Annotated in this window: 21 protein-coding genes and 3 tRNA genes; 23 read left to right on the top strand and 1 reads right to left on the bottom strand. The window is 42.0% G+C overall.

The genetic code is table 11. The annotated features are described in order from the left end of the window. Positions 1-263 precede the first annotated feature (263 nt). From DSL64_RS16585 to DSL64_RS16505, 17 genes are all read left to right on the top strand, one after another. Positions 264-1,460: a c-type cytochrome gene (locus DSL64_RS16585; protein ID WP_229217116.1), complete on the top strand. Its 1,197-nt coding sequence runs from the start codon at positions 264-266 to the stop codon at positions 1,458-1,460. A gap of 49 nt (positions 1,461-1,509) precedes the next feature. Next, complete coding sequence (locus DSL64_RS16580; RefSeq protein WP_115832026.1) at positions 1,510-4,602, top strand: TAT-variant-translocated molybdopterin oxidoreductase; 3,093 nt, start codon at positions 1,510-1,512, stop codon at positions 4,600-4,602. A gap of 54 nt (positions 4,603-4,656) precedes the next feature. Continuing rightward, positions 4,657-6,090 carry an NrfD/PsrC family molybdoenzyme membrane anchor subunit gene (nrfD, locus tag DSL64_RS16575; RefSeq protein ID WP_115832025.1) on the top strand — a complete coding sequence of 478 codons (1,434 nt, stop codon included), beginning with the start codon at positions 4,657-4,659 and terminating at the stop codon, positions 6,088-6,090. A 46-nt stretch (positions 6,091-6,136) separates the two neighbouring features. After that, complete coding sequence (locus DSL64_RS16570) at positions 6,137-6,667, top strand: DUF3341 domain-containing protein (RefSeq protein WP_115832024.1); 531 nt, start codon at positions 6,137-6,139, stop codon at positions 6,665-6,667. Between the two features lie 10 nt (positions 6,668-6,677). Continuing rightward, positions 6,678-7,292 carry a c-type cytochrome gene (locus DSL64_RS16565; RefSeq protein WP_115832023.1) on the top strand — a complete coding sequence of 205 codons (615 nt, stop codon included), beginning with the start codon at positions 6,678-6,680 and terminating at the stop codon, positions 7,290-7,292. 33 nt (positions 7,293-7,325) lie between these two features. Further along, positions 7,326-8,678, top strand: coding sequence for a quinol:cytochrome C oxidoreductase (locus DSL64_RS16560; RefSeq protein ID WP_115832022.1), 1,353 nt, complete (start codon positions 7,326-7,328; stop codon positions 8,676-8,678). 23 nt (positions 8,679-8,701) lie between these two features. Beyond that, positions 8,702-9,781, top strand: a complete 1,080-nt coding sequence (locus DSL64_RS16555; RefSeq protein ID WP_115832021.1) for a cytochrome c oxidase subunit II — start codon at positions 8,702-8,704, stop codon at positions 9,779-9,781. A gap of 62 nt (positions 9,782-9,843) precedes the next feature. Further along, positions 9,844-11,718: a cytochrome c oxidase subunit I gene (locus tag DSL64_RS16550; protein ID WP_115832020.1), complete on the top strand. Its 1,875-nt coding sequence runs from the start codon at positions 9,844-9,846 to the stop codon at positions 11,716-11,718. Beyond that, positions 11,696-12,694 carry a COX15/CtaA family protein gene (locus DSL64_RS16545; RefSeq protein WP_115832019.1) on the top strand — a complete coding sequence of 333 codons (999 nt, stop codon included), beginning with the start codon at positions 11,696-11,698 and terminating at the stop codon, positions 12,692-12,694. Before DSL64_RS16550 ends, DSL64_RS16545 begins: the two co-directional genes overlap by 23 nt. Before the next feature lie 32 nt (positions 12,695-12,726). Next, positions 12,727-13,608 (top strand): heme o synthase, encoded by an 882-nt coding sequence (gene cyoE, locus DSL64_RS16540; RefSeq protein WP_115832018.1) that lies wholly within the window; start codon positions 12,727-12,729, stop codon positions 13,606-13,608. A gap of 17 nt (positions 13,609-13,625) precedes the next feature. Continuing rightward, on the top strand, positions 13,626-14,213 hold the full coding sequence (locus DSL64_RS16535; protein WP_115832017.1) for a cytochrome c oxidase subunit 3: 588 nt from the start codon (positions 13,626-13,628) through the stop codon (positions 14,211-14,213). 12 nt (positions 14,214-14,225) lie between these two features. Continuing rightward, on the top strand, positions 14,226-14,996 hold the full coding sequence (locus DSL64_RS16530) for a cytochrome c oxidase subunit 3 (RefSeq protein ID WP_115832016.1): 771 nt from the start codon (positions 14,226-14,228) through the stop codon (positions 14,994-14,996). Between the two features lie 31 nt (positions 14,997-15,027). After that, the gene (locus DSL64_RS16525; protein ID WP_115832015.1) at positions 15,028-15,357 is read left to right on the top strand and encodes a cytochrome C oxidase subunit IV family protein; all 330 of its coding nucleotides are present in this window, start codon (positions 15,028-15,030) and stop codon (positions 15,355-15,357) included. A gap of 6 nt (positions 15,358-15,363) precedes the next feature. Beyond that, a complete protein-coding gene (locus DSL64_RS16520) occupies positions 15,364-15,969 on the top strand; it encodes a hypothetical protein (RefSeq protein WP_115832014.1) in 606 nt (201 codons plus the stop codon). A 3-nt stretch (positions 15,970-15,972) separates the two neighbouring features. Next, positions 15,973-16,518, top strand: coding sequence for a DUF420 domain-containing protein (locus DSL64_RS16515; protein ID WP_115832013.1), 546 nt, complete (start codon positions 15,973-15,975; stop codon positions 16,516-16,518). After that, on the top strand, positions 16,515-16,799 hold the full coding sequence (locus tag DSL64_RS16510; RefSeq protein ID WP_115832012.1) for a CAMCR motif-containing small membrane protein: 285 nt from the start codon (positions 16,515-16,517) through the stop codon (positions 16,797-16,799). Before DSL64_RS16515 ends, DSL64_RS16510 begins: the two co-directional genes overlap by 4 nt. A gap of 165 nt (positions 16,800-16,964) precedes the next feature. Continuing rightward, positions 16,965-19,460, top strand: a complete 2,496-nt coding sequence (locus DSL64_RS16505; protein ID WP_229217115.1) for a glycosyl hydrolase — start codon at positions 16,965-16,967, stop codon at positions 19,458-19,460. A gap of 1 nt (position 19,461) precedes the next feature. Here the strand turns inward: DSL64_RS16505 and murI are convergent, their stop codons facing one another. Next, positions 19,462-20,271 carry a glutamate racemase gene (gene murI / locus DSL64_RS16500; protein ID WP_115832010.1) on the bottom strand — a complete coding sequence of 270 codons (810 nt, stop codon included), beginning with the start codon at positions 20,269-20,271 and terminating at the stop codon, positions 19,462-19,464. A gap of 239 nt (positions 20,272-20,510) precedes the next feature. Here murI and DSL64_RS16495 point away from each other — a divergent pair, with 239 nt between their 5' ends. The 6 genes from DSL64_RS16495 to DSL64_RS16470 all read left to right on the top strand — a co-directional run bounded on the left by DSL64_RS16495 (position 20,511) and on the right by DSL64_RS16470 (position 23,535). Continuing rightward, positions 20,511-21,101 (top strand): RNA polymerase sigma factor, encoded by a 591-nt coding sequence (locus tag DSL64_RS16495; protein WP_115832009.1) that lies wholly within the window; start codon positions 20,511-20,513, stop codon positions 21,099-21,101. Then, entirely contained in the window at positions 21,082-21,843 is a 762-nt protein-coding gene (locus tag DSL64_RS16490) for a hypothetical protein (RefSeq protein ID WP_115832008.1), read from the top strand. The genes DSL64_RS16495 and DSL64_RS16490 overlap by 20 nt, the downstream gene beginning before the upstream one ends. Before the next feature lie 12 nt (positions 21,844-21,855). Further along, a complete protein-coding gene (locus tag DSL64_RS16485) occupies positions 21,856-22,959 on the top strand; it encodes a porin family protein (RefSeq protein ID WP_115832007.1) in 1,104 nt (367 codons plus the stop codon). 168 nt (positions 22,960-23,127) lie between these two features. Then, a tRNA-Tyr gene (locus tag DSL64_RS16480) sits at positions 23,128-23,210 on the top strand. Between the two features lie 59 nt (positions 23,211-23,269). After that, positions 23,270-23,342: transfer RNA gene (locus DSL64_RS16475), tRNA-Gly, on the top strand. Positions 23,343-23,463: 121 nt separating this feature from the next. Next, a tRNA-Thr gene (locus tag DSL64_RS16470) sits at positions 23,464-23,535 on the top strand. Positions 23,536-23,623 lie beyond the last annotated feature (88 nt).

The raw sequence follows: 23,623 nt of genomic DNA, 5'->3' as shown, positions 1-23,623 counted from the left end.
ATTTTTTTTGTTAAATCATTGAAAATCAATATAACGCATATGGATTTATGACATTTATCATTGTTTGCAAATTAGAAGAATTATAAATAAGAAGTGCTTCCAAAATATCCCCAAAATACTTTTGTGGATAACCAATCCTACACTAGTTTTGTCTGTTGAAGAATAATGAATAGTTGATTATGTATATACCATTCCCAAAAAACTCTAAGTTTTGTTCCTTCATTAAGTGCTCAAACAGAATCGTTGCCCTGGTTTTGGCAATCATGCTGAGTACGCCGGTTTTACTAAGAGCTCAGGATAGTACCGCTGCTGCAGCTCCTGCAGGTGGAGGGGATGTAGCTAAAGGTGAATCGTTGTTTAAAAATAACTGTGCTCAATGTCATGCTGTGACTGATGAGAGAGTAGTTGGTCCTGGTCTTAAGGGTGCTACTTCACGTCAGGATATGCCGTGGTTGATCAAATGGGTGAGAAACTCTCAGGCGGTAATCGCTTCCGGAGATCCTTACGCGGTTAAGCTTTACAACGAGTACTCGAAGGCGCAGATGACAAGCTTTCCTAACTTGTCAGAAGATGATATCAAAAGCATTTTTGCTTACGTAGATCAGGCTGCCACTGCACCTGCTCCTACTGCTGCCGCTGCTGGCGGAGCACCTGCTGCTACCGGCGCTGCTGATTCGGGTCCTTCGGATTTGTTTATGATTGTCGTTGTGGCACTCGTTGTTGTAATGCTTCTGGTGCTGGGAGTTCTTTTGGTTATCGTTTCATTGTTGTCTAAAGCTGTTGCCGGTGGAACTGAAGCGGCGCCTAAGGCTGACTTCATGACACGCCTGAGCACTTCTCTGAAAAACTTTGCAATGGATTCGTCCATCCGCTCTGCAACGATCTGGGTTTTTGCTCTGCTTGTTTTGAAAGCAACAATTGACGGAGCGTTTAATGTAGGCGTTCAGCAAGGATATGCTCCGAAGCAGCCTATCTCATTCTCCCATAAATTGCACGCAGGTGAGTACAAGATTGATTGTAATTACTGCCACACTGGTGTAAACAGAGGTAAGTCTGCGCACATACCGTCTGCAAACATTTGTATGAACTGCCACGGTGTAATTAAGAAAGAATCACCTGAAATTCAGAAAATTTATACTTCTATTGAAAAGAACCAGCCTATTGAATGGGTACGTGTTCATAACCTTCCGGATCTGGCTTATTTCAATCACGCACAGCATGTTAACGTGGGTGGAGTTGAATGTGAAAACTGCCACGGAGATGTTGCACAAATGGAAGTAATTCAGCAGCGTTCCTCTCTTACGATGGGATGGTGTATTGACTGCCACCGTAAAACTGAGGTTAATACTAAGGACAATCAGTACTATGACAAGCTGGTTCAGCTACATGGCTCTGAAAGTAAAGAGGCATTAAAAGTTGCTGACATAGGTGGTTTGGAATGTTCTAAGTGCCACTATTAATCAATAGAAAATACTACAGGAATACGACTCATTTGTATTGAATAGTTTTATGGAAAATACTAATAAAAGATACTGGCGGGGACTTGAAGAGCTGCGTAACGACGAAAAATTTGTTAAAAATGCAGCATCTGAATTTGCCGAAGGACCAACTGAAAGCCAGTATGAGAGTTTGGTGGATGGAGTTGGAACCCATCGCCGTGATTTCTTAAAAGTTTTAGGATTTGGAATGGCAGCTGTTTCTCTGGCTGCTTGTGAAGCTCCTGTTAAAAAGGCGATACCTTACGTAAACAAGCCTGAGGGTGAATTCCCTACCATTTCAAACTGGTATGCTTCCACTTATTCTGAAGGTGGAGATTACGCCAGCATTTTGGTTAAAACACGTGAAGGTAGACCTATCAAAATTGAAGGTAATTCCCTTTCAAAAGCTTCGTGTGGTGTAAGTGCTCGTGTGCACGCATCATTATTGGGCTTATATGATAATGAAAAATTAAGAGGCCCTAAAAAGGGAGAAGATACTAAGGTTGCATGGGAGACAGTTGACAAGGAAATACTTGATCAGCTTAAATCTATTGCAGCAAAAGGTGGAGCTATCCGTATCGTTTCTCCAACGATTCTAAGCCCTTCTACTAAATCAGTAATCGCTGATTTTACTGCAAAATATCCTACTACCAAGCATGTAGTATATGATGCTAACTCAGCTGCCGCTCTTTTGAAAGGTAATGAGTTGTCATTCGGTAAATCAGTTCTTCCAGCATACGATTTCAGCAAAGCGAAATTAATCGTTGGTATTGACGCGGATTTCCTCGGAACCTGGATTGCTCCTGAAACTTACTCATCTCAATTTGCACAGACTCGTATTGTAGGAAGTGCCAAGGATGGTAAAAAGGATATGTCACGTTTGTATCAGTTTGAGTCAATAATGTCTCTGACTGGTTCTAACGCAGATTACCGTACATCCGTTAAGCCTTCTCAGCTTGGACTTGTTGTTACTTCACTTTACAATAAAGTTGCTGCTAAATTGGGAGGTCAGTCTATTACTGCTCCGGCACTGGATGTGACGAATCTTGATAAGGCTGCTAATGAACTTGTAAAGGCGAAAGGGCAGGCACTTGTTGTTTGCGGTGTTAATGATCCTTCAGTTCAGGTTGTTGTAAACGCGATCAACGGTCTGTTGGGTAGCTACGGAACAACCATCGATATTGATAACCCTGTTTATTTCAGACAAGGTGATGATATCGCAATGAATGGTTTTGTTGATGAAGTAAAAGGTGGAAAAGTAGCTGCGGTGATTCTTTATGGAGCTAACCCTGTTTATGATCACCCACGCGGCGCTGAATTGGCAGAAGCACTTCCAAAAGTTGGATTAAGTGTTTCATTCAATGATCGTGCTGACGAAACTTCTTCTCTTTTCAAATATATCCTTCCTGCTCCTCATTACCTTGAAGCATGGAACGATGCTGAGCCAAAAGCTGGATTCTACAGCCTTGCTCAACCGACTATCAGCTTGATATTCAATACAAGACAGGCTCAGTCGAGCTTGTTGAAGTGGGCAGAACTTCCTTCTGATTTCCACGAATATATGAAGTCGTTCTGGCGTAAAAATATCTATACGCAGGGCGGAACAGGAGATTATGAGAAATTCTGGGTGAAAGTATTGCATGATGGTGTATTTACAACCAACCGTGCTGCAGTTGCTTCTGCGCCAGCTTTCACTGGTAACCTTGCGGCTGCCGGAGCTTCTGTTGGTAAAAAATACAAGGCATCTGCTACAGGTCTTGAACTTGCGATTTTTGAAAACGTAGGTATCGGTAATGGTGCAGTAGCTAACAACCCATGGCTTCAGGAATTCCCTGAGCCGGTTACAAAAGCATGTTGGGATAACCACGCTGGTCTGTCACAGAAAACTGCAACTGAACTTGGCGTTGTTCAGGGTGATGTAGTTAAAGTGGATTACAAAGGGAAATCAATCAGTGTTCCTGTAATCATTCAACCAGGTCTTGCTGCGGGTACTGTTGCAATCGCAATCGGATTCGGACGTGAGAAAGCTGGTAAATCTGCAAATGGTGTTGGTAAAAATGTTTACCCGCTTGCTGTATTCTCAGAAGGCTTCCTTTCTTTCTCTCCTGGTGAGGTTACAGTTTCTAAAACTGGCGAAACAAGAGAGATCGCACAAACTCAGACGCACAACACGGTAATGAACCGTAAGTCGGTATTGCAGGAAACAGTGCTTGCACACTTCCAGCAAGATCCAATGGCGGGTCGTTTCGTTCCGAAAATTCCAACTTCTGAAGGTTCAGTAGATGCTACAGATCTTTCTCTTTGGAATGGACATAATTATAAAAACCACTCATGGGGTATGGTCATTGACCTGAATACATGTTTTGGTTGCGGATCATGCGTAGTAAGCTGCCAGGCAGAAAACAACATTCCTGTTGTTGGTCGCCAGGAAGTGATCAACGCACGTGAGATGCACTGGTTAAGAATTGACCGTTACTACAGCAGTGATGCAGATGTTGAAGATCTGAGAGGACTTGAAATCGCTTCAGAAAATCCTGAGGTTACTTTCCAGCCTATGATGTGTCAGCACTGTAACAATGCTCCTTGTGAAACAGTATGTCCGGTATTGGCAACTACACACAGCTCTGAAGGTTTGAACCAGATGGCTTACAACCGTTGTGTAGGAACACGTTATTGCGCAAACAACTGTCCTTACAAAGTACGTCGTTTCAACTGGTTCAAATACTTTGATAACGATAACTTCGATTACAACTTTAATAATGACTTGGGTAAAATGGTCATTAATCCGGATGTGACAGTACGTTCACGTGGGGTTATTGAAAAATGCTCAATGTGTGTACACCTGATTCAGGAAGCGAAGTTGACAGCGAAGAAGGAAAGAAGACGTGTTACTGATGCCGACGTAGCAGTAGTTTGCGGTACTTCCTGCCCGACCAACGCAATCACTTTTGGTGACATGAATGATCCTGAAAGCAAGATTTCAAAACTTCTTGCTGAAGAACGCGAAGGAAGAGCATTCCATATGCTGGAAGAGATCAACGTTCGTCCACAGATTTCTTACCTGACCAAGGTTCGGAACAAAGACGTGGCTGAAAAGGTTGAAGCGAAGAAGGAACACGCTTAATTTCTGTATAGATAGTATTAATTTGAAGATTAAATCATTATAAATTAGAGTAGTATGCATGTTACTTCACCCGTGAGAGAACCCCTTGTACAAGGTGGGAAAACGTACGCAGACGTAACGGAGGATATATGCCGCCACGTAGAAGGAGCTCCTACCAAAGAGTGGAAGATCGCATTTGGTATCTCTCTTTTGGTTTTGGCCTATGGTACCGTATGTTTGGCATGGACCTGGTGGGAAGGCCTTGGTGTGTGGGGTTTGAATAAAACTGTAGGTTGGGCATGGGATATCACCAACTTTGTATGGTGGGTAGGTATCGGTCACGCCGGAACACTTATTTCTGCGATTCTTTTGCTTTTCCGTCAAAAATGGAGAACATCAATCAACAGAGCAGCAGAAGCGATGACAATCTTCGCGGTTATCTGCGCAGCATCGTTCATTCTGATGCACATGGGTCGTCCATGGATGGCTTACTGGGCACTTCCACTTCCTAACGTATTCGGATCTCTTTGGGTTAACTTTAACTCACCTCTTGTTTGGGACGTTTTTGCGATCAGTACCTATTTCTCTGTATCACTTGTTTTCTGGTACATTGGTCTTATTCCTGATCTTGCAACAATCCGAGACCGTGCAACCAGCAAAATTTCACGCTTTATGTATGGAACATTTGCAATGGGATGGGATGGATCTGCTAAAACATGGTCTCGTTATGAATACATCAGCTTAATTCTTGCTGGTCTTTCTACTCCACTTGTACTTTCGGTACACACGATTGTAAGTATGGACTTTGCTACCTCGGTAATTCCGGGATGGCACACAACAATTTTCCCTCCTTACTTCGTAGCGGGTGCGATTTTCTCTGGATTTGCAATGGTACAAAACCTGATGCTTATCACACGTGTAGTATACAAACTTGAAGACTACATTACACTTGAACACATCGAAACGATGAACAAGGTAATCACACTTACAGGTTCTGTAGTAGGTGTGGCGTACATTACTGAGTTCTTTATTGCATGGTACAGCGGTGTTGAATATGAATATTATGCGTTCTACAACCGTATGACTGGGCCTTACTGGTGGGCATATTGGGCGATGATGACCTGTAACGTTATCTCTCCACAGTTGTTCTGGTCTCGCAAGCTTCGTCGCAGCATCACCTTCACATTCTTTATCTCAGTTGTTGTTAACATCGGTATGTGGTTCGAGCGTTTCGTAATTATCGTAACTTCTCTGCACCGCGATTACATACCATCCAGCTGGGCGATGTTCTCACCAACACGTTATGATATTGGTGATTATATATTCTCATTCGGTCTTTTCTTTACTTTATTCCTGTTGTTCTCTAAATATCTGCCAGTTGTAAACATGGCGGAAGTGAAAGCGGTTATCCGTTCTACTTCTGCACAACTACCTAAGAAAATCGGAGGAGTTGCTAAGGTAAGAAATCGAGGAGCTGCTGAGCCGGCTTTCAATAAAGACAGCGAGTAGATCTAACCGTAATAGTTGAGAAAGAATTTAACATTAGTATTGATATATGGCAGAGTTAACTGGTAAATATTTAGTTGGTGTCTATGACGACGACGATACCGTTTTACATGCGGTGCCACGTTTGAGAAAGGCGGGAGTAAAAATCAAAGAAGTATATTCTCCTTTCCCTATACATGGTCTTGACGATGCATTGGGGCACCCAAGAACCAGAATCGGGATCGCCGCATTTCTGTTTGGTCTGACAGGATGCTGTGTAGCTTTGACGCTTATGATCTGGACAATGGGTTTCGACTGGCCAATGATCATTGGTGGTAAGGATTCGATATCTATCCCAAACTATATTCCTATCACATTTGAGTTGACTGTACTTTTCACAGCATTCGGTATGGTAACAACGTTCTTCATCTCGAACGGTTTGAGCCCTGCTGCACACAATCACAAAAGGTTTGATGTCAGATCGACCGATAATAAGTTTGTGATGGCAATAGATATGGGAAGAAATTCTATGTCAGAAGAGGAAATCACACGTGCGCTGAAAGACAGTGGCGCGGAGGAAGTTAACATCAGACAATTTTAATGTTTGAAAGATGAAATTGAGAAATTTATATAAGTTTTCGGGTACACTTCTGGTTATGGCAGTGCTTGCATTGGTGAGCTGTCAGCGTGATCCGAACGATCCAGGAAAAGAATATGCGCCTAATATGTACCTCCCTGTTGGTTATGAACCATACAAACAGGAGAAGGCAAATCCTATCAATCCTCAGGGATTAACGATGAGATTACCTGTAGAAGGTACTGTAGCACGTCGTAACTACACCACTTCTTTCGGAGAGGGCGATTCTTCAAAAGTAGAGGATTTGATGGTCTACAATATTCCTGCGGACAGCATAGCTATTGCAGAGAAAGTACTTAAAAATCCGGTTCCTTTGAACGAGAAAACACTTGCGGAAGGAAAGGTAATGTATGAGAGATATTGCCAGCATTGCCATGGTGCCACCGGCGCCGGAGATGGTAAAGTTGCAGCTATGTATAAAGGGGTTCCTAACTATGCAAGCGATGCTTACAAAACCTTGAATGAGGGGCATATTTTCCATGTAATTACGCATGGAAAAGCCAGAATGTGGCCTCATGGTTCGCAAATCAATCCGGAAGAGCGGTGGAAAATTGTGCATTATGTACAAAAACTGCAAAAAGGAGCTTAATTCATTTTGATAACTGAGTAATAATAATTTATAATGGCATCAGCACATTCGATTCCTTCTATTGAAGAACGGTTTGAATTTACTTCGGGGGCTAAGAGAAACTTAATCATAGGTGGAGCCGTTGGGGTTGCTCTGATCGCGTTAGGCGCTTACCTGGCTGCCAGCGGTGGTGGTCATCATGAGGTAGCTCACGGAGCAGAACATGCTGCGTCGGCGATAGCTCATCCTACTCCGGAAAATGCTTCTAAAGTACACGTTACTGCTGAAGCGAGCCACCATGTGAAAGGACTGGGAGCGCGTATTTGGGCAAACTTATGGGTGAATGCAGTTTACTTCACTGGTATTTCTGTTATAGGTATGTTCTTTATTTCGTATAACTATCTTGCTCAGGCGGGGTGGTCTGCGGTATTTAAAAGAATTCCGGAAGCGTTGCCAGCATTTCTACCATTTACAGGTATAATTATGCTTATCACCTTTTTTATGGGTGGTCATGATTTGTTTCACTGGACAGATTCTAGCTTGTATGAAGTGGGCGGGCCGCACTATGATCCGATTATAGCAGGTAAGCAGGGCTTCCTCAATACACCTTTTTTCGTAATACGTCTTGTTCTTTACTTTGTACTCTGGTACGGTATGTGGAGAGTTATTCGTAACTATTCTTTACAAGAAGATGAAATCGGAGGAACTGAGCTTTATGATAAATCAATACGTTTAGGTACTGCGTTTCTTGTAGTGTTCGGTGTTACATCATCTACGTCGGCATGGGACTTTGTAATGTCAATCGATACGCACTGGTTCAGTACTATGTTTGGTTGGTACACATTGGCTAGCTGGCATGTGGCGGGTCTTGCGGTAATTACACTTACAATTGTAATGCTGAGAGAAAGAGGGTATTTACGTGCAGTAAATTCCAGCCACCTGAGAGATTTGGGTAAATTTGTTTTTGCGTTCAGTATTTTCTGGACTTATGTATGGTTCGCACAGTTTCTGCTTATCTACTATGCTAACATGCCGGAAGAAACGATTTATTATATTGAGCGTTTCAGAGGATATGAAGGCTTTTTCAAAGCTCCGTTCTTCATTACGTTGATCCTGAACTTCTTCTTGCCATTCCTTATTTTGATGACAAGAGATGCAAAGGCAACGCATTCAATTCTGAAAGTGGCTTGCTGGTGTGTGATTATCGGACATTACATGGATTTCTATACCAACATTATGCCTGGAACGATGGGTTCAAGTGCTGGATTTGGTCCTTTGGAGTGGGGTTTCTTTGTCGTGTTCCTTTGCGCATTCGGATATAGTGTAGCATCTCAATTGGAAAAAGCAAATCTGATACCAAGACATCACCCAATGCTGGAGGAGTCATTACATCACGATATCGCTTAATTCGCAAACCTGTTTAATTTATCATGTATTATATCATCGCATTAGTTGCTCTTGTTTTTGTGGTTCTCACAGGTGTTGTGATTGCCAGACTCCAGGATGTTATCAAGAGTGTAAAGAAAGAGGAGGCGCCGGACGCAGTTCCAGCCGGTAATAAACTGAATGGAGCTATGTTTATCATTGTGCTTGTGTTGGGAGGTATTGCCATCGCATGGTCTTATCTGCACGCAAGAGAATTCTTCCTGCCTGAAGCATCATCGATTCATGGTAGAAGAACCGATGATTTGTTCTGGTTCTCAATGGGGGTACTTACTATTCCTTTCATTTTGGTCAACTTCCTTATTTTCTTCTTTGCCTGGAAGTATCAGTACAAGAAGAATCACAGGGCATCTTTCTATCCGGACAACCACAAACTTGAATTGATCTGGACAATTATTCCTGCAATCGTAATGGCTCTTCTTGTATTTACAGGATGGAAGGCGTGGTCGGATATCACATCTGAAGCACCAAGAGACGCAGAAGTAATTGAAATTACAGGAAAGCAGTTTAACTGGATCGTACGTTACGGTGGTGTTAATGATAACAAACTTGGAAATTACAACTACAAGCTTATAGATGCACAGAACGAGGTAGGTATTGATTTGTCTGACGAAAATTCTTTCGATGACTTTCAGAATCCTACTGAAATGCACATTCCGGTAAACAGACCTGTTCTTTTGAAGATTCGTGCACGTGACGTAATTCACAGCGTTTTCATTCCTCACATGCGTGTGAAAATGGATGCTGTTCCAGGGATGCCAACGAAATTCTGGTTTGTTGCTGATAAAACAACTGCACAAATGCAGTCGGAATTGAACGATCCTAATTTCAAATACGAGATTGCATGTACTGAAATTTGTGGTCAGGGACACTTCTCAATGAAGATCAACCTGGTAGTTGATGATGAAGAGAGCTATAAAAAATGGTGCTCTGAACAAGCTACTTTCCTTCAGACTTATCCGGAATACCTTGCGAAGGTACCTGATAACCTGAAAGCAAAAGCAATGAAAGGATTACCAGAAACAACTGCAGCGCCGGCGGATAGTACAGCTTCTGCATCTCTGTAGTAAGTGAAGCTGCGCGTAGCAGTTTCCGTTAATAATCATAATTTTAAAATATCTTATAGTATATGTCAGCTGTTGAAGGAATGGATACCGCTCATGTAGATGCGCACGATCATCACCATGAGTCACAGAACTTCTGGCAGAAGTATGTCTTCTCCGAGGATCACAAAATTATAGCAAAACAGTACCTGATCACCGGGATTATTTGGGCTGTTATAGGTATATCAATGTCTGTAATCTTCCGTATTCAGTTGGGTATGCCGGACTCTAATTTGTCTTGGTTAAAACCAATTCTTGGAGGTTGGATCAGCGAAAGCGGGAAATTGGATCCTAATTTCTATCTGGCTCTTGTAACGATGCACGGTACTATCATGGTATTCTTTGTATTGACAGCCGGATTGAGTGGTACTTTCAGTAACTTTCTGATTCCTCTTCAAATCGGTGCACGTGATATGGCATCCGGTTTCATGAACATGCTTTCTTACTGGTTCTTCTTCCTTGCCAGTATCATTATGTTTGCTTCATTGTTCCTGCAAGCAGGACCTGCAGCTGGTGGTTGGGTAATTTATCCTCCTTTGAGTGCTTTGCCTCAGGCTCACCCGGGTTCAGGAATGGGTATGACATTATGGCTTGCAGCTATGGCGTTCTTTATCGTGTCTCAGCTACTTGGAGGTATCAACTATATCACTAGTATCATTAACCTGAGAACAAGAGGTATGTCTTTCGATCGTCTTCCTTTGACAATCTGGTCGTTCCTTATTACAGCTGTTCTTGGTCTTATCTCTTTCCCAGTGTTATTGTCTTCAGTATTGTTGCTGATTATGGACCGTCACTTCGGAACGAGCTTCTATCTTTCTGATATTTATATTAACGGTGAGGCTTTGCCAAACGTAGGTGGTAGCCCGATTTTGTTCCAGCACTTGTTCTGGTTCCTGGGTCACCCTGAAGTATATATCGTATTGTTGCCTGGTTTGGGTATTACATCTGAAATTATTGCAACTAACTCACGTAAGCCAATCTTTGGATACCGTGCGATGATCGCATCCATGTTGGGTATTGCATTCCTTGCATTTATTGTATGGGCTCACCACATGTTCGTAACGGGTATGAACCCATTCCTTGGATCTGTGTTCATGTTCCTGACGTTGATTATCGCTGTACCATCTGCTGTAAAAGGGTTTAACTATATCACCACATTGTGGAAGGGTAACATCGTGTTTACTCCTGGTATGTTGTTCTCAATTGGTTTGGTTTCTCTGTTCGTATCGGGTGGTCTTACAGGTATCATCCTTGGAAACAGTGCTTTGGATATTCAATTGCATGATACTTACTTCGTAGTAGCTCACTTCCACTTGGTAATGGGTGCTGCGTCAGCATTTGGTTTGTTTGCCGGGGTTTACCACTGGTTCCCTAAGATGTTCGGTCGTATGATGAACCCAACTCTGGGTCAGATACACTTCTGGTTTACATTTATAGGTATTTACCTGATATTTATCCCGATGCACTATGTCGGTATCGCAGGTTTCCCACGTAGATACTACCAGTTCACAAGCTACGACTTTACGCATAAGTTTATGGACATGAACATGTTCATATCTGTGGCGGCGATATTCTCATTCCTTGCTCAGTTTATTTTCCTTTGGAACTTCTTCTATAGCATTTTCAAAGGTAAGAGAGCTCCTCTTAATCCATGGAGATCTAACACATTGGAATGGACAACTCCTATTGAGCCGGTTCATGGTAACTGGCCTGGTGAAATACCTGCAGTATACCGTTGGTCATATGACTACAGTAAGCCAGGTGCTAAGGAAGATTTTATTCCACAAAATATACCATATTCTCAAACATTGGAATCCAATTTCCCACATGAGAATGAGCTGATCGCGACAGAGAAATTAATCGAAGCGCAGAATTTTAATGATCAGTTCAACGCACATTGATTTTAAAGCCAGCCGGAAATTTCGCCGGCTGGCTTTAAATACTGTTATTTCGCTTTATCTGGTGATTATCGCCGGAGGAGTAGTGAGAAGTACAGGTTCCGGAATGGGCTGTCCCGACTGGCCTAAGTGTTTTGGTCAATGGGTGCCACCAACTGAACTTTCGCAACTTCCTGAAAATTATAAGGAGATTTACGGAGCAAAACTGAAAGGTGAGATAGAGTTTAATCCTGTTAAAACCTGGACGGAATACGTAAACCGACTTGTGGGTGTTGTAACAGGAATCATGATCTTTTTGACGCTTCTTGCGTCTATTCCTTATTTGAAGGCTGGTTACGGGAAGATATTCTACTATAGTTTGTCTGCTTTTATATTAGTTGGAGTTCAGGGATGGCTTGGAGCGAAGGTTGTTGCTACAGAGCTAATGCCGGGGATGATTACAATACACATGTTACTGGCAATAGTAATCGTGTTTATTTTATTATATCTGTTTACCTGGTCAACGTTTTCAACAGGTTTGTTCAGAGCTAAAAGTAATAAGCCTTTGTTGAATAAATTGGGCTTATTAATACTAGGATTATCTCTGATACAGATTTTGCTTGGAACTCAGGTTCGTGAAAATATGGATGAAGTGATTCATTCATTGGGATACGGAGCCAGAGCTGAATGGATTGATAACCTGGGAACAGGCTTTTATATCCACCGCTCGTTTTCAATACTGGTTGTAATAGCTAATTTTTATTGGTTATATCAGGTAGAAAAAAATGGGGCTGACAGCAGATTAATTAAGTTCGTTAAGGGATGCCAGGTTGTGTTGCTACTGGAAGTGTTATCAGGAATTGCAATGGCCTATTTTGGCGTTCCACCGTTTGCTCAGCCAATGCACCTGACAATGGGTATTCTGCTAATTGGAATACAATATGTGATCTGGCTGCTGATCAATGAGAATAAGTATTTAGTGAAGAAGAGTTTGGTGTAATAGGAATCGGAGTAAGATAAGTGAGTAAAATAATGACATCATCAATAACAGAAGTAGCTTTCGGAGACCGATTGAGAGTAGGTTTTGAATTACTGAAATTCAGACTGGCATCTTTGATTGCTTTCTCTGGTGCTATGGGTTACTGCCTTGGCGCGAAAGAAGTTGTTTGGACCAAGTTGGTATTGTTTGTAATCGCTTCTATCGGAATTACCGGAGCAGCCAATATCATCAATCAGATTCTTGAAAAGGATACTGATAAAATGATGAAAAGAACAGCATCAAGACCACTTCCAAGTGGTAGAATATCGGTAAACCAGGCAATCACATTGTGTATTGTTTTAGGAGTAACGTCACTGTTCATATTTGTATCGGTATTTAATTTAATAACGGGTCTTATTTCTTTGCTTTCATTGGTACTGTACGGATTTGTATACACACCATTGAAGAAGGTAGGACCGATAGCAGTGTTTGTCGGGGCATTTCCCGGAGCCTTTCCTCCTATGATCGGATGGTTGGCAGCGACAAATCATTTCGGACTGGAACCGGGGATTCTGTTCGCGATTCAGTTCTTCTGGCAATTTCCTCACTTTTGGGCAATTGCCTGGGTTTTGGATGAGGATTACAAAAGAGCTGGCTTTAAGTTGCTTCCTGCAAAAGGTTTGAAGGATGCGGATTCGGCTTTACAAATGATGATTTACACATTGTTTCTGTTACCCGTAGGCTGGTTGCCTTACGAATTGGGAATGACAGGAATCAATTCAGCTTTCGTAGCAACAATATTTGGAATTTTGTTTTTAGCACAGACTTTCCATCTCATGCGGAAGTGTACAGATCAAACAGCGCGCCAGTTAATGTTCGGCTCGTTCATTTATTTGCCGATCGTACAGATAGCTTTTTTGTTGGATAAATTGTGATATAAGATTTAAGAGAGATGGAGAATATTCAACAGGTTAATATCGATAAGGAACCCAAGGCGCCACTGGCGATGGATCCTATCAAGTTTATTTTGTGGTTGTTTCTGGTTAGTATCATCATGCTGTTTGCTTCTCAAACCAGTGCATATCTGGTGAGAAGAGCTGAAGGGAACTGGCTGGAGTTTGAAATGCCTGTCATTTTTTGGTACAGTACCGTCGTTTTGATAGCCAGCAGTGTGGCTATGCACTGGGCATACTTGTCAGCAAAAAAAGATCAGTTCAAACAATTGAAGCTGGCAATTTCTATTACTTTTGTGCTGGGTCTTGTTTTCCTCTGGATGCAGTTTGAAGGTTGGAAGCAACTCGTGGCGATGAATGTATATTTTGTCGGAAATCCATCAGGCTCGTTTTTTTATGTATTTACAGGGCTGCATGGTTTTCACATCATCACTGGTCTAATAGTGCTGATCACTGCCTTAACAGCAGCGTTTCGTTTGAATGTTCATTCTAAGAATCTGAGAAGAATTCAGATCTGTACCACCTACTGGCACTTTTTGGATATTCTCTGGTTATACCTTTTTGTTTTTTTATTGACTTTTAATTGATAATTTTCACCAATGGCTGCACATGTAACAACACCTGGCTCGGTAGAACCCAAAATGTGGATGGGAGGTATTGAGCCTATGAAAGCGAGTTACGGTAAACTAATGATGTGGTTTTTCCTCATTTCGGATACTTTTACATTCTCTGCCTTATTGGTAGCGTACGGGTATCAGAGATTTAGTTTTCCCGCGTTTTCAGGTGATTTTGCTGATTTTACGTTTTCAAACTTATATTGGCCAATTCCTGAAAAGGTTTACGAGGCTGTTCCGTTTTTACATGGGATGTCGTTGCCTTTGGTATTTGTAGGTATCATGACGTTCATACTTATTGCTAGTAGCGTAACGATGGTATTGGCAGTGGAAGCGGGACATCGTATGGATCGTGCCAGCGTTGAAAAATATATGCTTTGGACTATCCTTGGTGGTTTTACTTTTCTTGGATGCCAGGCTTGGGAATGGGCTCACTTTATTCACGGAACTGATTCAGGTTCTGTCTTCACTGTAATCGAGAAGGGGGTAGAAGTAACCAAAACGGTCTTTGGAGCAAATCTTATTGAGAATCAATATGGTCCTGCTGCATTTGCAGACTTCTTCTTCTTCATTACTGGTTTCCATGGAACGCACGTATTCAGTGGGGTTGTTTTGAATATCCTTATTTTCTTCCGTACGGCAACTGGTCTTTACGACAGACGCGGAAGTTATGAAATGGTTGAAAAAGTAGGTTTATACTGGCACTTTGTAGACCTTGTTTGGGTATTCGTATTTACATTCTTCTATCTGGTTTAGTCTTCCCGAAACCTCTTAATTCTTAGATATCATGTCAGAAGCACATCATATACATAACCAGGATCCTAACGCGGGTGCTGAGCAACGCAAAGCAATCTGGAAAACTTTCTGGATCTTGTTGATCCTTACTGCTCTAGAATTCCTTATCGCATTTACTGTCCCTCACGGTGTTTTGAAGATTACAATCTTCATCGTAATGACAATTGTGAAAGCGTTCTATATCGTGGGTGAGTTTATGCACTTAAAACACGAAGCAAAGTCCCTGATTTGGTCGATACTAGTGCCGATTATATTTGTTGCATGGTTAATTCTTGCACTTTTACTTGAAGGTCAGGCGATCTACGATGCCATTTTTGGTTAAGAATAAATGATAAAGAAATATGTCAAAGCCGGATTACTGATTGTAACATTAGTAATACCGGCTTTGGTTTTTGGCTTCCTGAGGTTCTTTACTACGAACCACTACAATATCCCTTATTTTCATCCGGTTAAAAATGCAGCCGGGCAGATCAAGGTTGAAAGAGGTGACACGGTATTTTATGCGCTTCCCGATATAGGCGGTTATAAATTCAGAGATAAACTGACTGTAATAAGCTATTTCGAACCGAATTGTGTTGATAGCTGCGAGGTGATGCATGATAATCTGGATAGAATTTACGGTCTTACAGAGGGAATCAAAGATTTGAATGTGATGTTGGTAAGTGATACAATTGTTGATGCATCCGTGAGAGGCTGGAAAGATGGCTGGCGGAGTGTTAAATTAGTGGACGGGGATCGCACGAGCGTTTTGTTGTGGGATTACCAGGATCCCGGCAAAACTGTAGTTGGTGACAGAGATAACAGATGGATACTTATTGATAAGGAAGGGAGGATCAGAGGTTATTATAACGGCGCCAGCCATGACGAAACAGATCGTTTGATGGCGGAAATAAAGATTTTAGATTTAGGTGAAAAAAGAGGTTTAGTGAAATAGGTTATGGCGACTTTAATGCTTGATAAAGATCAGAAAAAATACGAACGCATTATTAATATTCTGGCAGTAGCAATACCGATAGCGGTAGCGGCTATTTTAGGAATAAGACAAAAGGTGGAGCTTGGTGAATGGACAAGGGTGCTTCCACATGTGATTGGTGTGATTAACTCCTTGACTGCGATATGTCTGATAGTGGGATATTATCATATTAAGAAGGGCAATGCAAACGGACATCGGCAAATGATGACCGCAGCTTTTGGTTTGGGCGCAGTTTTCCTTGTTTGTTATGTGCTTTACCATATTTCGAATCCGTCAACTCCATTTGGAGGAGAAGGAGCGGTACTGCGTTTTACCTATTATTTTTTATTGATTTCACACATTGTGCTTTCAATAGGTGTTGTATGGTTTGTGTTAAGGGCAGTTTATTTTGGGTATACCAACCAGCTGGCTCAGCACAGAAAGGCAGTGAAATATGCTTTTCCGATATGGTTGTATGTAAGTATCAGCGGGGTGGTTGTATATTTGATGATTAGTCCATATTACGTATGAAAAAGACAGCTGTTTTATTCGGAATGCTGGCGATGCTGGTATTATCATCTGTAGATACCTGGGCGCAGTGCGCTATGTGCCGTGGTTCAGTGGAAAGTACAATAGGAAACGGAAGAAATAACGTAGGGGTAGGCTTGAACACAGGAATTGTATATCTTTTTGTGATGCCATACCTTATTGTAGCGGTTATTGGCTATCTCTGGTACCGGAATAGTAAAAGAGATCAGGCGGCACGTGAGTTTGTGAATTCGCGTATAAAGCATGCCTATTCTCAGAATTAGTTTATCACCACCATGAATATGTAGAAGGCGGAACCTGAAAATGGTTTCGCTTTTTTTATTTCAGATTATCCGTAAAAAAAGCGGATAAAGTAGGGTAAGAAAGAGTGAGGTCGTCTTTACTTGAAAAAATTGTTTACGATGCGTCTTAGAATATTGTTATGCTTGATGAGCTTTGCGTTAACTGTGAACGCTCAGAATATTTCAACAGCCAGGCCCTGGACGTACTGGTGGTGGATGGGGAGTGCTGTTAAAAAACAGGACATTAAAGCTCAGCTGGATATTTTTAAAAAATCCGGTTTGGGGGGAGTTCATATCATCCCGATTTACGGTGCCAAGGGAGCAGAGAAAGATTTCATTCCATTCCTGAGCCCAAAATGGCTGGAGATGATGGAGTATACAGTTGCAGAAGGTAAGAAGCTTGGCTTAGGAGTAGATATGACAACTGGTACTGGCTGGCCGTTTGGCGGACCTAACGTTAGTACAGAGCTGGGCGCTCTACAAATGGAAGTAGTAGATGGTGCACCGTCTGTAAAGAATACGAAGCAAATGGTGAAGCGTGCCGCACCAGGTGGAGAAGGATTGGTATTTAATCCGTTTCATAAGTCTGCCATGTCGCAATACCTCACCAGATTTGATTCGGCATTTTCTGCAGTCAGGGAAAAACCAAGATCCATGTATATGGATTCGTACGAAGCTTATGGTGCCAACTGGACAGAGGATTTTCTCACTGAATTTCAAAAAAGAAGAGGATATGATTTAAGGCCTAATCTGACTCTTCTGAAAGATTCTGTCAACAAACAAAATGCCGGGCTCGTCAGGATAGATTATCAGCAAACATTGGCAGAGTTACTGAGAGAACGTTATGCGAATAGCTGGACGAAGTGGAGCAGAGATCATGGGTTTAAAACGCGTTACCAGGCGCACGGATCTCCGGGGAATTTGCTGGATTTGTATGATGAGTCCGATATCCCCGAAACAGAATCTTTCGGTACAAGTCGTTTTCCCATTCCCGGCCTTCGGGTAGATCCTGATTATTCGATCAAACAATTTGGTACACCAAATCCTCTGGCTATGAAATTCGCATCGTCAGCAGCGCATTTTTCAGGCAAAAAACTGGTGAGTTCTGAAACCAGCACCTGGCTTGCCAATCATTTTAAAGTTTCTTTATCTCAGATCAAACCTCAGATTGACGAGTTGTTTGTATCGGGTATTAACCACATATTTTATCACGGAACGACCTATTCTCCCATCAATGACCCTTATCCGGGTTGGCTGTTCTATGCCTCAACTAACTATGGACCTACTTCCCATTTTGCAGAGCATTTTCATTTGTTGAACAAATACGTAGAAAAGTGCCAGAGTATTTTGCAGGAGAGTAAACCCGATAATGATGTACTGGTCTATTTTCCGATACACGATCTTTGGGCAAAGCCTGCACGATCGTCTGGCGGTGTGCATTTGCTGGAGGTACATCACGTAGACAGATGGTTGCTTGATCTTCCATTCGGCAAGCTGACACAGCAACTCTGGAAGGACGGGTACTCTTTCGATTTTGTATCTGACAGGCAACTGGAAAGACTGAAAGTGGATTCTAAAGGGAATCTGGCGTCAGGAGCCACCAGCTATAAAACTTTGATTATTCCGTCGGAAACCTATATGCCCGAGGAAACATTGGCGTCGCTTCTTAGGCTTGCGCAGGCTGGAGGTAAAATCATTTTTCAGGGTAAAACACCTGAGCAGGTTGCAGGCTTTGGCAAACACGATGAAAGGCAGAAAACATTCCTGGAGAACGTGGTTCAGCTATCCAGGAAAAATACCGTACAGGTAGGTACTGATGTAGATAAATTGCTAGCCCAAAATGGTGTTGTGCAGGAGGAAGTATCAAAAAAGGGTCTCTCTTATATCCGGAAGATAAAAAATGGCAAAGTCATTTACTTCGTATCGAATTTAGGTAACGCTTTTACAGAAGGTTGGATATCGCTTGGTAAGATCAAAGTAGCGGCTAAAAATGATCCTCTGAATGGGATCTCTGTATTGGCAAAAAGAGACAGTGCAGGAATAGCTCAGGTTTATTTGAAGCTATTACCAGGTCAATCTTGTTTTCTGGAAGAGGAATCAGGAGTTGCAATTGTTTCAAATGTCAAAGGCAAGGTCAAGTCGGTGCCTGTTTCAGGGAATTGGGATATTACATTCCTCAAAGGTCGCCCGTCTCTGCCTGAAACAGCTAAATTACAAAAGCTTGGATCCTGGACAGAGCTATCAGATTCTGCCGTTTATTTTTCCGGTACTGCCAGATATACGGTCACGTTCGATGTGCCTAAGTCGGTACTGACAAAAAAAGGCTTACAACTCGACCTGGGAGATGTGAGGGAAGTAGCAACAGTTAAAATCAATGGTAAAGTTTTGGGAACATTTTGGTCTATACCATTCATCGCAGATATACAATCCGGAATTTTGAAGGAGAAAGGTAATAAGATGGAAATAGAAGTTACCAATCTTTCGGCCAATTACATGCGCCTGCGCGATAAACAGCTCCCCGACTGGAAGAAATTTTATGATATCAATGTGGCGGATATTACCTATAAGAAGTTCGATGCCTCTTCATGGCAACCTATGCCTTCCGGACTACTCGAACCTCTTAAAATTGTATATCAGGAATAGGCTACTCCCATAGAGGGTAATGCTCCAACTGAATTTGCTTACCGAAGAATATATTAGTGGATTGCTCAAAGGAAAGGGTATAATCGGAGACATAAAAATTCCGTTTGCCTTCTCCTTTGTCATTAATGAGATAATGCTGTTCAAGTAATGCTCTCAGCGAATTGGCGACGATTTCCGAAGTATCAAGGATTTCTACTTTGTTTCCATAAAAAGCCCCGATCTGCTGTTTGATCAACGGATAATGGGTACAACCCAGAATCAAAGCCTCTATCTCCGCCAAGGCAGGATCGGAAAGATAGCTGGCTATGATGCTTTCGCTAATGTTATTATCAAAAAAACCTTCTTCAATCATAGGAGCCAGCAAGGGCGTTGCCAGAGATTTAAGCTGGATATTTTTATTCAGAGCGTCAACTTTCTTTTTATATACATTGGATAATACGGTTTGTTTGGTACCTATCAGACCAATCGTTTTTCCATCGTAATGCTCCTTGATATAATCTACAACAGGATCAATCACATTGAGTACCCAGGCTTTACTACCCACATATTCTCTCACCAATTCGAAAGCTGCTGCTGAGGCAGAATTACAAGCGATAAGAATCAGCTTACAGTTCTGTTGCAGAAGCATATTGCAAATTTTGATAGAATAGGCCTGAATGGCGGCTGTTGACTTATCTCCATAAGGCAAGTGAGCCGTGTCGCCAAAGTAGATTGTATTCTCTTTGGGTAGCAGTCTTGTTACAGCACTGGCTACAGTCATACCACCTATACCGCTGTCAAAAATCCCGATAGGAGCCGTTGAATCAAACATCTTATGCTTTGGTTTATTTTCTGTCAAAACTAAAAGATCGCTGGGAGAATATTATTTTTAGTGAATAAATAAGTTTTTTTTAACTTTTTATTTATGTTTTAAAATGCTGATTAAAAGCTTATTACGATTCATTTTTTTGGCGATTTCGAAAAAACCGGAAGTGATTTGTGAAAAAATAAGAAAGCCATGCAACCTGAACCACGTACAGCAGCATCTTGTGGTTGAAATCAATATTCTGAATGGGTCGAATTCTATCATTTTTTAATCAGGAAGCACAGCTCGTCAAAGCGCTCAGGAAGCAAGATCCGAAGGCACAGCGGCAAGTGTACGAAAAATATAGCTCCCGCATGCTGGGGTTATGTTTCCGCTATGCCTGTGATGAAATGATTGCAGAGGACATTATGATTGAAGGTTTCATGCGCGTTTTCAGTAAGATTGATCAGTTTTCTGAAGAAGGTAGTTTTGAAGGCTGGATCCGGAGAATCATGGTAAATGAAGCACTCGGTTATCTCAGAAAACAGAAGAGAATGCTGGAAGATACTTTGTCAGACGAAGCAGCTAATATTCCGGATTATTCGCTGGCTGATGAGAATCTGAATGCTGAGGAACTTCTGAGCCTGATCGGCGATTTGCCGGTGGGTTACCGAACGGTCTTTAATTTATACGCTATTGAAGGCTACAGCCATGCTGAAATCGCGGAAATGCTGGGAATTAGTGAGAGTACTTCAAAATCACAATTGCATAGAGCCCGGGCTTTGCTGCAAAAGATGGTTTTGGAATGGGAGCAAGGATTTAAAAAAAAAGTAGAATATGAAAAAGCATCCTATTGATGATATTTTCAAAAAGAAGCTGGAAGGTATTGAGCGCACTCCTTCTGCTGCTGCATGGGAACGTATCAGACCTGTAAAAGAAGAAAAGCGATTACCTCTGCTGGTTTGGTATATGGCCGCAGGTGTGGTGGTGACGCTACTTGCAGGTTATGTGATCTGGATGAATGAGGCAGGAAATGTCGGGTCGGAACTGGCAGTGAAAACAAGTTTGCCCACTGAGGATAAAACAATCGTCAATCCTTCCGTAACTGTGGATAGCCTGCCAACAGGAGAAACCAGCCAGATCGCTAAGTCAGCTGAAAAGTATATCGAAAAGATACAGGTTCAACAAAATGAGAATGTATCTGAAAAACAGGTTACACAGCCCATGATTGCTGTTGTTGAATCGGTTACCAAAAAAGAAATTCAAACAATAGATACCAGCGAGGAGCTGAGTTATCCTGAGATTGAGTCTGTTCCTGAAATAGCCAGTGTAAAATCCGTGGCGCAAAACGAATCAGAAAACAGAACGATTGTAGTAAATGTGTCGGAACCTAAGATGGAAATCGAACAGGAAAAGTCATCCCGATTGAGTAAAATCTTCCGCCAGTTGAAAAATGTGAAACACGGTGAATCTGTGGATTGGAAAGAAGTTGGATTCAATCCTAAAGAGGTAGTAGCACGTGTGGATGGCCGTTTGAGAGACGGTGAAGAAAAGGTCTCGGAAAAATATCAGAACCTAAAAGAAAGAACTAAATTTTAAAAATCAGAAGCCATGAAAAAGCAATTATATGTAGCCATTGTTATTGCGTTATGCTGCGCGTTTACCGGAGTTAAAGCATCAGGAATAATGCGTGTGGCGGAAAAAGACTCGATCATCGTTACGTTCGGCAATAAAACACGCTTGATTATCTACGGCGAAAACAAGTCGGAGCTGGATAAGATCATGAGGTATGATCTGAATGCATTATTGAGAGATTTGCATGTGAAGCTGGATTCGTCCCGTTCAGACACCACCTTTCTGAGAGAAGAAGTGGATGGCAAACGATATCTGAAGGACAAATCGGATGAAGATTATGTACGCATTGGAGTGAGGGGAGTACATGTAAAAGATGGCGATACAGAGGTAAGAATTGATGCAGATGGTGTGTCAGTGAGAGATCATGATGATGACAATGACGATGACGACGATGGTGATAAAGACAAAGATTATAAGCGTATTGGCAAGAATTTTCATCGTTCACGTGTCGGGTCCAGTCCAAGAAAAGGTTTTGCTTTCGCTTTGGGACTAAATACTTACGGATCAAATGATCCCGGAGGAATTTACAATAAGGAAGATTACGATCTGCGTCCGTTTGGTTCCCGTTTTGTAAGCCTTGGTTATATTGCAAGTGCGAAAATTGCCAGAGGGCAGAAAGCAGGCTTTCATCTTGATTTCGGAATTGATTTTTCCTGGTTTAATCTGATGTACGACGGGAACAACACGATTACGAAGTTGACCGACAGAGTAGATTTTCCTCTGGTGGAGGACAACAATGGTAATGAGGTAGAGCTGAGAAAAAGTAAATTGGTTGTTCCGAATGTAAATTTGTCTTTAATGCCAACCGTAAGTTTTAAGAATTCTTTTATTTCTTATGTGAGTGCCGGTATGTATGGAGGTTACAGATTGGGTAGCTACACTAAGGTGAGAAGGGTAGGAACTAAGGATAATGATCGTGAAAGAGTCAACTATTACCTGAATGATTTTCGGTATGGTGTGGCTGCTGAGATAGGCTTCCGGAATTTTGTCGATCTTTTTGTCAACTACGATTTAAACACGTTACATGAGACAAACCGCGGGCCTAAAGTAAATATGCTCAGTTTCGGGATAAAATTATAAAATACTTAAAGTCTTGATTGTGGGGTAATTGAGAATCAATATTCTCAGACCCCACATTTTTTTTGAAATATTTTTCTAAAAAAGTTTGACGATAATAAAAAACGGTATAATTTTGCAGCTCCAAAAGTGAAACAAGCGGCTTTCACGGATGTATTGAAATATTGAAACGGGGGTGTACCAGAGTGGCCAAATGGGGCAGACTGTAAATCTGCTGGTGTACGCCTACGGTGGTTCGAATCCATCCGCCCCCACAGTTTGAGCCAGAATTGATTTCTTTATTACCAGTTTAGAAGTCAGGCACAACACGATTGCGGAAGTAGCTCAGCTGGTAGAGCGATAGCCTTCCAAGCTATAGGTCGCGAGTTCGAACCTCGTCTTCCGCTCAATTTTGAAACACCCGAGAGCGATCAGCGAAAACATTCATTTTGATAATTTTTCGCTGATCGCTTTTTGGTTGTTTCATAGATTTGCTAAAAGTTGCATTTCTTAGCGTTTTGATTTTTTGCCGTTGTAGCTCAGGGGTAGAGCACTTCCTTGGTAAGGAAGAGGTCAGGGGTTCAAATCCCCTCAATGGCTCGTAAGATTTTGAAAAGTTGAGTAGAACACTTCCTTGGTAAGGAAGAGGTCAGGGACGGTCCGCCGCTGCGACCGGGTGGCCGGTGCC

It is taken from the genome of Dyadobacter luteus (assembly GCF_003383615.1).
In the GTDB taxonomy this organism is placed as follows: Bacteria; Bacteroidota; Bacteroidia; order Cytophagales; family Spirosomataceae; genus Dyadobacter; species Dyadobacter luteus.
The sequence above is the reverse complement of the archived record's forward strand: the minus strand, read 5'-3'. Positions and strand labels throughout refer to the sequence as shown.

Bases quoted from the DNA above. Each gene is read 5' to 3' on its own strand.
- DSL64_RS16585 (WP_229217116.1), top strand. From the start codon at position 264: ATGCTGAGTACGCCGGTTTTACTAAGAGCTCAGGATAGTACCGCTGCT.
- DSL64_RS16580 (WP_115832026.1), top strand. From the start codon at position 1,510: ATGGAAAATACTAATAAAAGATACTGGCGGGGACTTGAAGAGCTGCGT.
- nrfD (WP_115832025.1), top strand. From the start codon at position 4,657: ATGCATGTTACTTCACCCGTGAGAGAACCCCTTGTACAAGGTGGGAAA.
- DSL64_RS16570 (WP_115832024.1), top strand. From the start codon at position 6,137: ATGGCAGAGTTAACTGGTAAATATTTAGTTGGTGTCTATGACGACGAC.
- DSL64_RS16565 (WP_115832023.1), top strand. From the start codon at position 6,678: ATGAAATTGAGAAATTTATATAAGTTTTCGGGTACACTTCTGGTTATG.
- DSL64_RS16560 (WP_115832022.1), top strand. From the start codon at position 7,326: ATGGCATCAGCACATTCGATTCCTTCTATTGAAGAACGGTTTGAATTT.
- DSL64_RS16555 (WP_115832021.1), top strand. From the start codon at position 8,702: ATGTATTATATCATCGCATTAGTTGCTCTTGTTTTTGTGGTTCTCACA.
- DSL64_RS16550 (WP_115832020.1), top strand. From the start codon at position 9,844: ATGTCAGCTGTTGAAGGAATGGATACCGCTCATGTAGATGCGCACGAT.
- DSL64_RS16545 (WP_115832019.1), top strand. From the start codon at position 11,696: ATGATCAGTTCAACGCACATTGATTTTAAAGCCAGCCGGAAATTTCGC.
- cyoE (WP_115832018.1), top strand. From the start codon at position 12,727: ATGACATCATCAATAACAGAAGTAGCTTTCGGAGACCGATTGAGAGTA.
- DSL64_RS16535 (WP_115832017.1), top strand. From the start codon at position 13,626: ATGGAGAATATTCAACAGGTTAATATCGATAAGGAACCCAAGGCGCCA.
- DSL64_RS16530 (WP_115832016.1), top strand. From the start codon at position 14,226: ATGGCTGCACATGTAACAACACCTGGCTCGGTAGAACCCAAAATGTGG.
- DSL64_RS16525 (WP_115832015.1), top strand. From the start codon at position 15,028: ATGTCAGAAGCACATCATATACATAACCAGGATCCTAACGCGGGTGCT.
- DSL64_RS16520 (WP_115832014.1), top strand. From the start codon at position 15,364: ATGATAAAGAAATATGTCAAAGCCGGATTACTGATTGTAACATTAGTA.
- DSL64_RS16515 (WP_115832013.1), top strand. From the start codon at position 15,973: ATGGCGACTTTAATGCTTGATAAAGATCAGAAAAAATACGAACGCATT.
- DSL64_RS16510 (WP_115832012.1), top strand. From the start codon at position 16,515: ATGAAAAAGACAGCTGTTTTATTCGGAATGCTGGCGATGCTGGTATTA.
- DSL64_RS16505 (WP_229217115.1), top strand. From the start codon at position 16,965: ATGAGCTTTGCGTTAACTGTGAACGCTCAGAATATTTCAACAGCCAGG.
- murI (WP_115832010.1), bottom strand. From the start codon at position 20,271: ATGTTTGATTCAACGGCTCCTATCGGGATTTTTGACAGCGGTATAGGT.
- DSL64_RS16495 (WP_115832009.1), top strand. From the start codon at position 20,511: ATGGGTCGAATTCTATCATTTTTTAATCAGGAAGCACAGCTCGTCAAA.
- DSL64_RS16490 (WP_115832008.1), top strand. From the start codon at position 21,082: ATGAAAAAGCATCCTATTGATGATATTTTCAAAAAGAAGCTGGAAGGT.
- DSL64_RS16485 (WP_115832007.1), top strand. From the start codon at position 21,856: ATGAAAAAGCAATTATATGTAGCCATTGTTATTGCGTTATGCTGCGCG.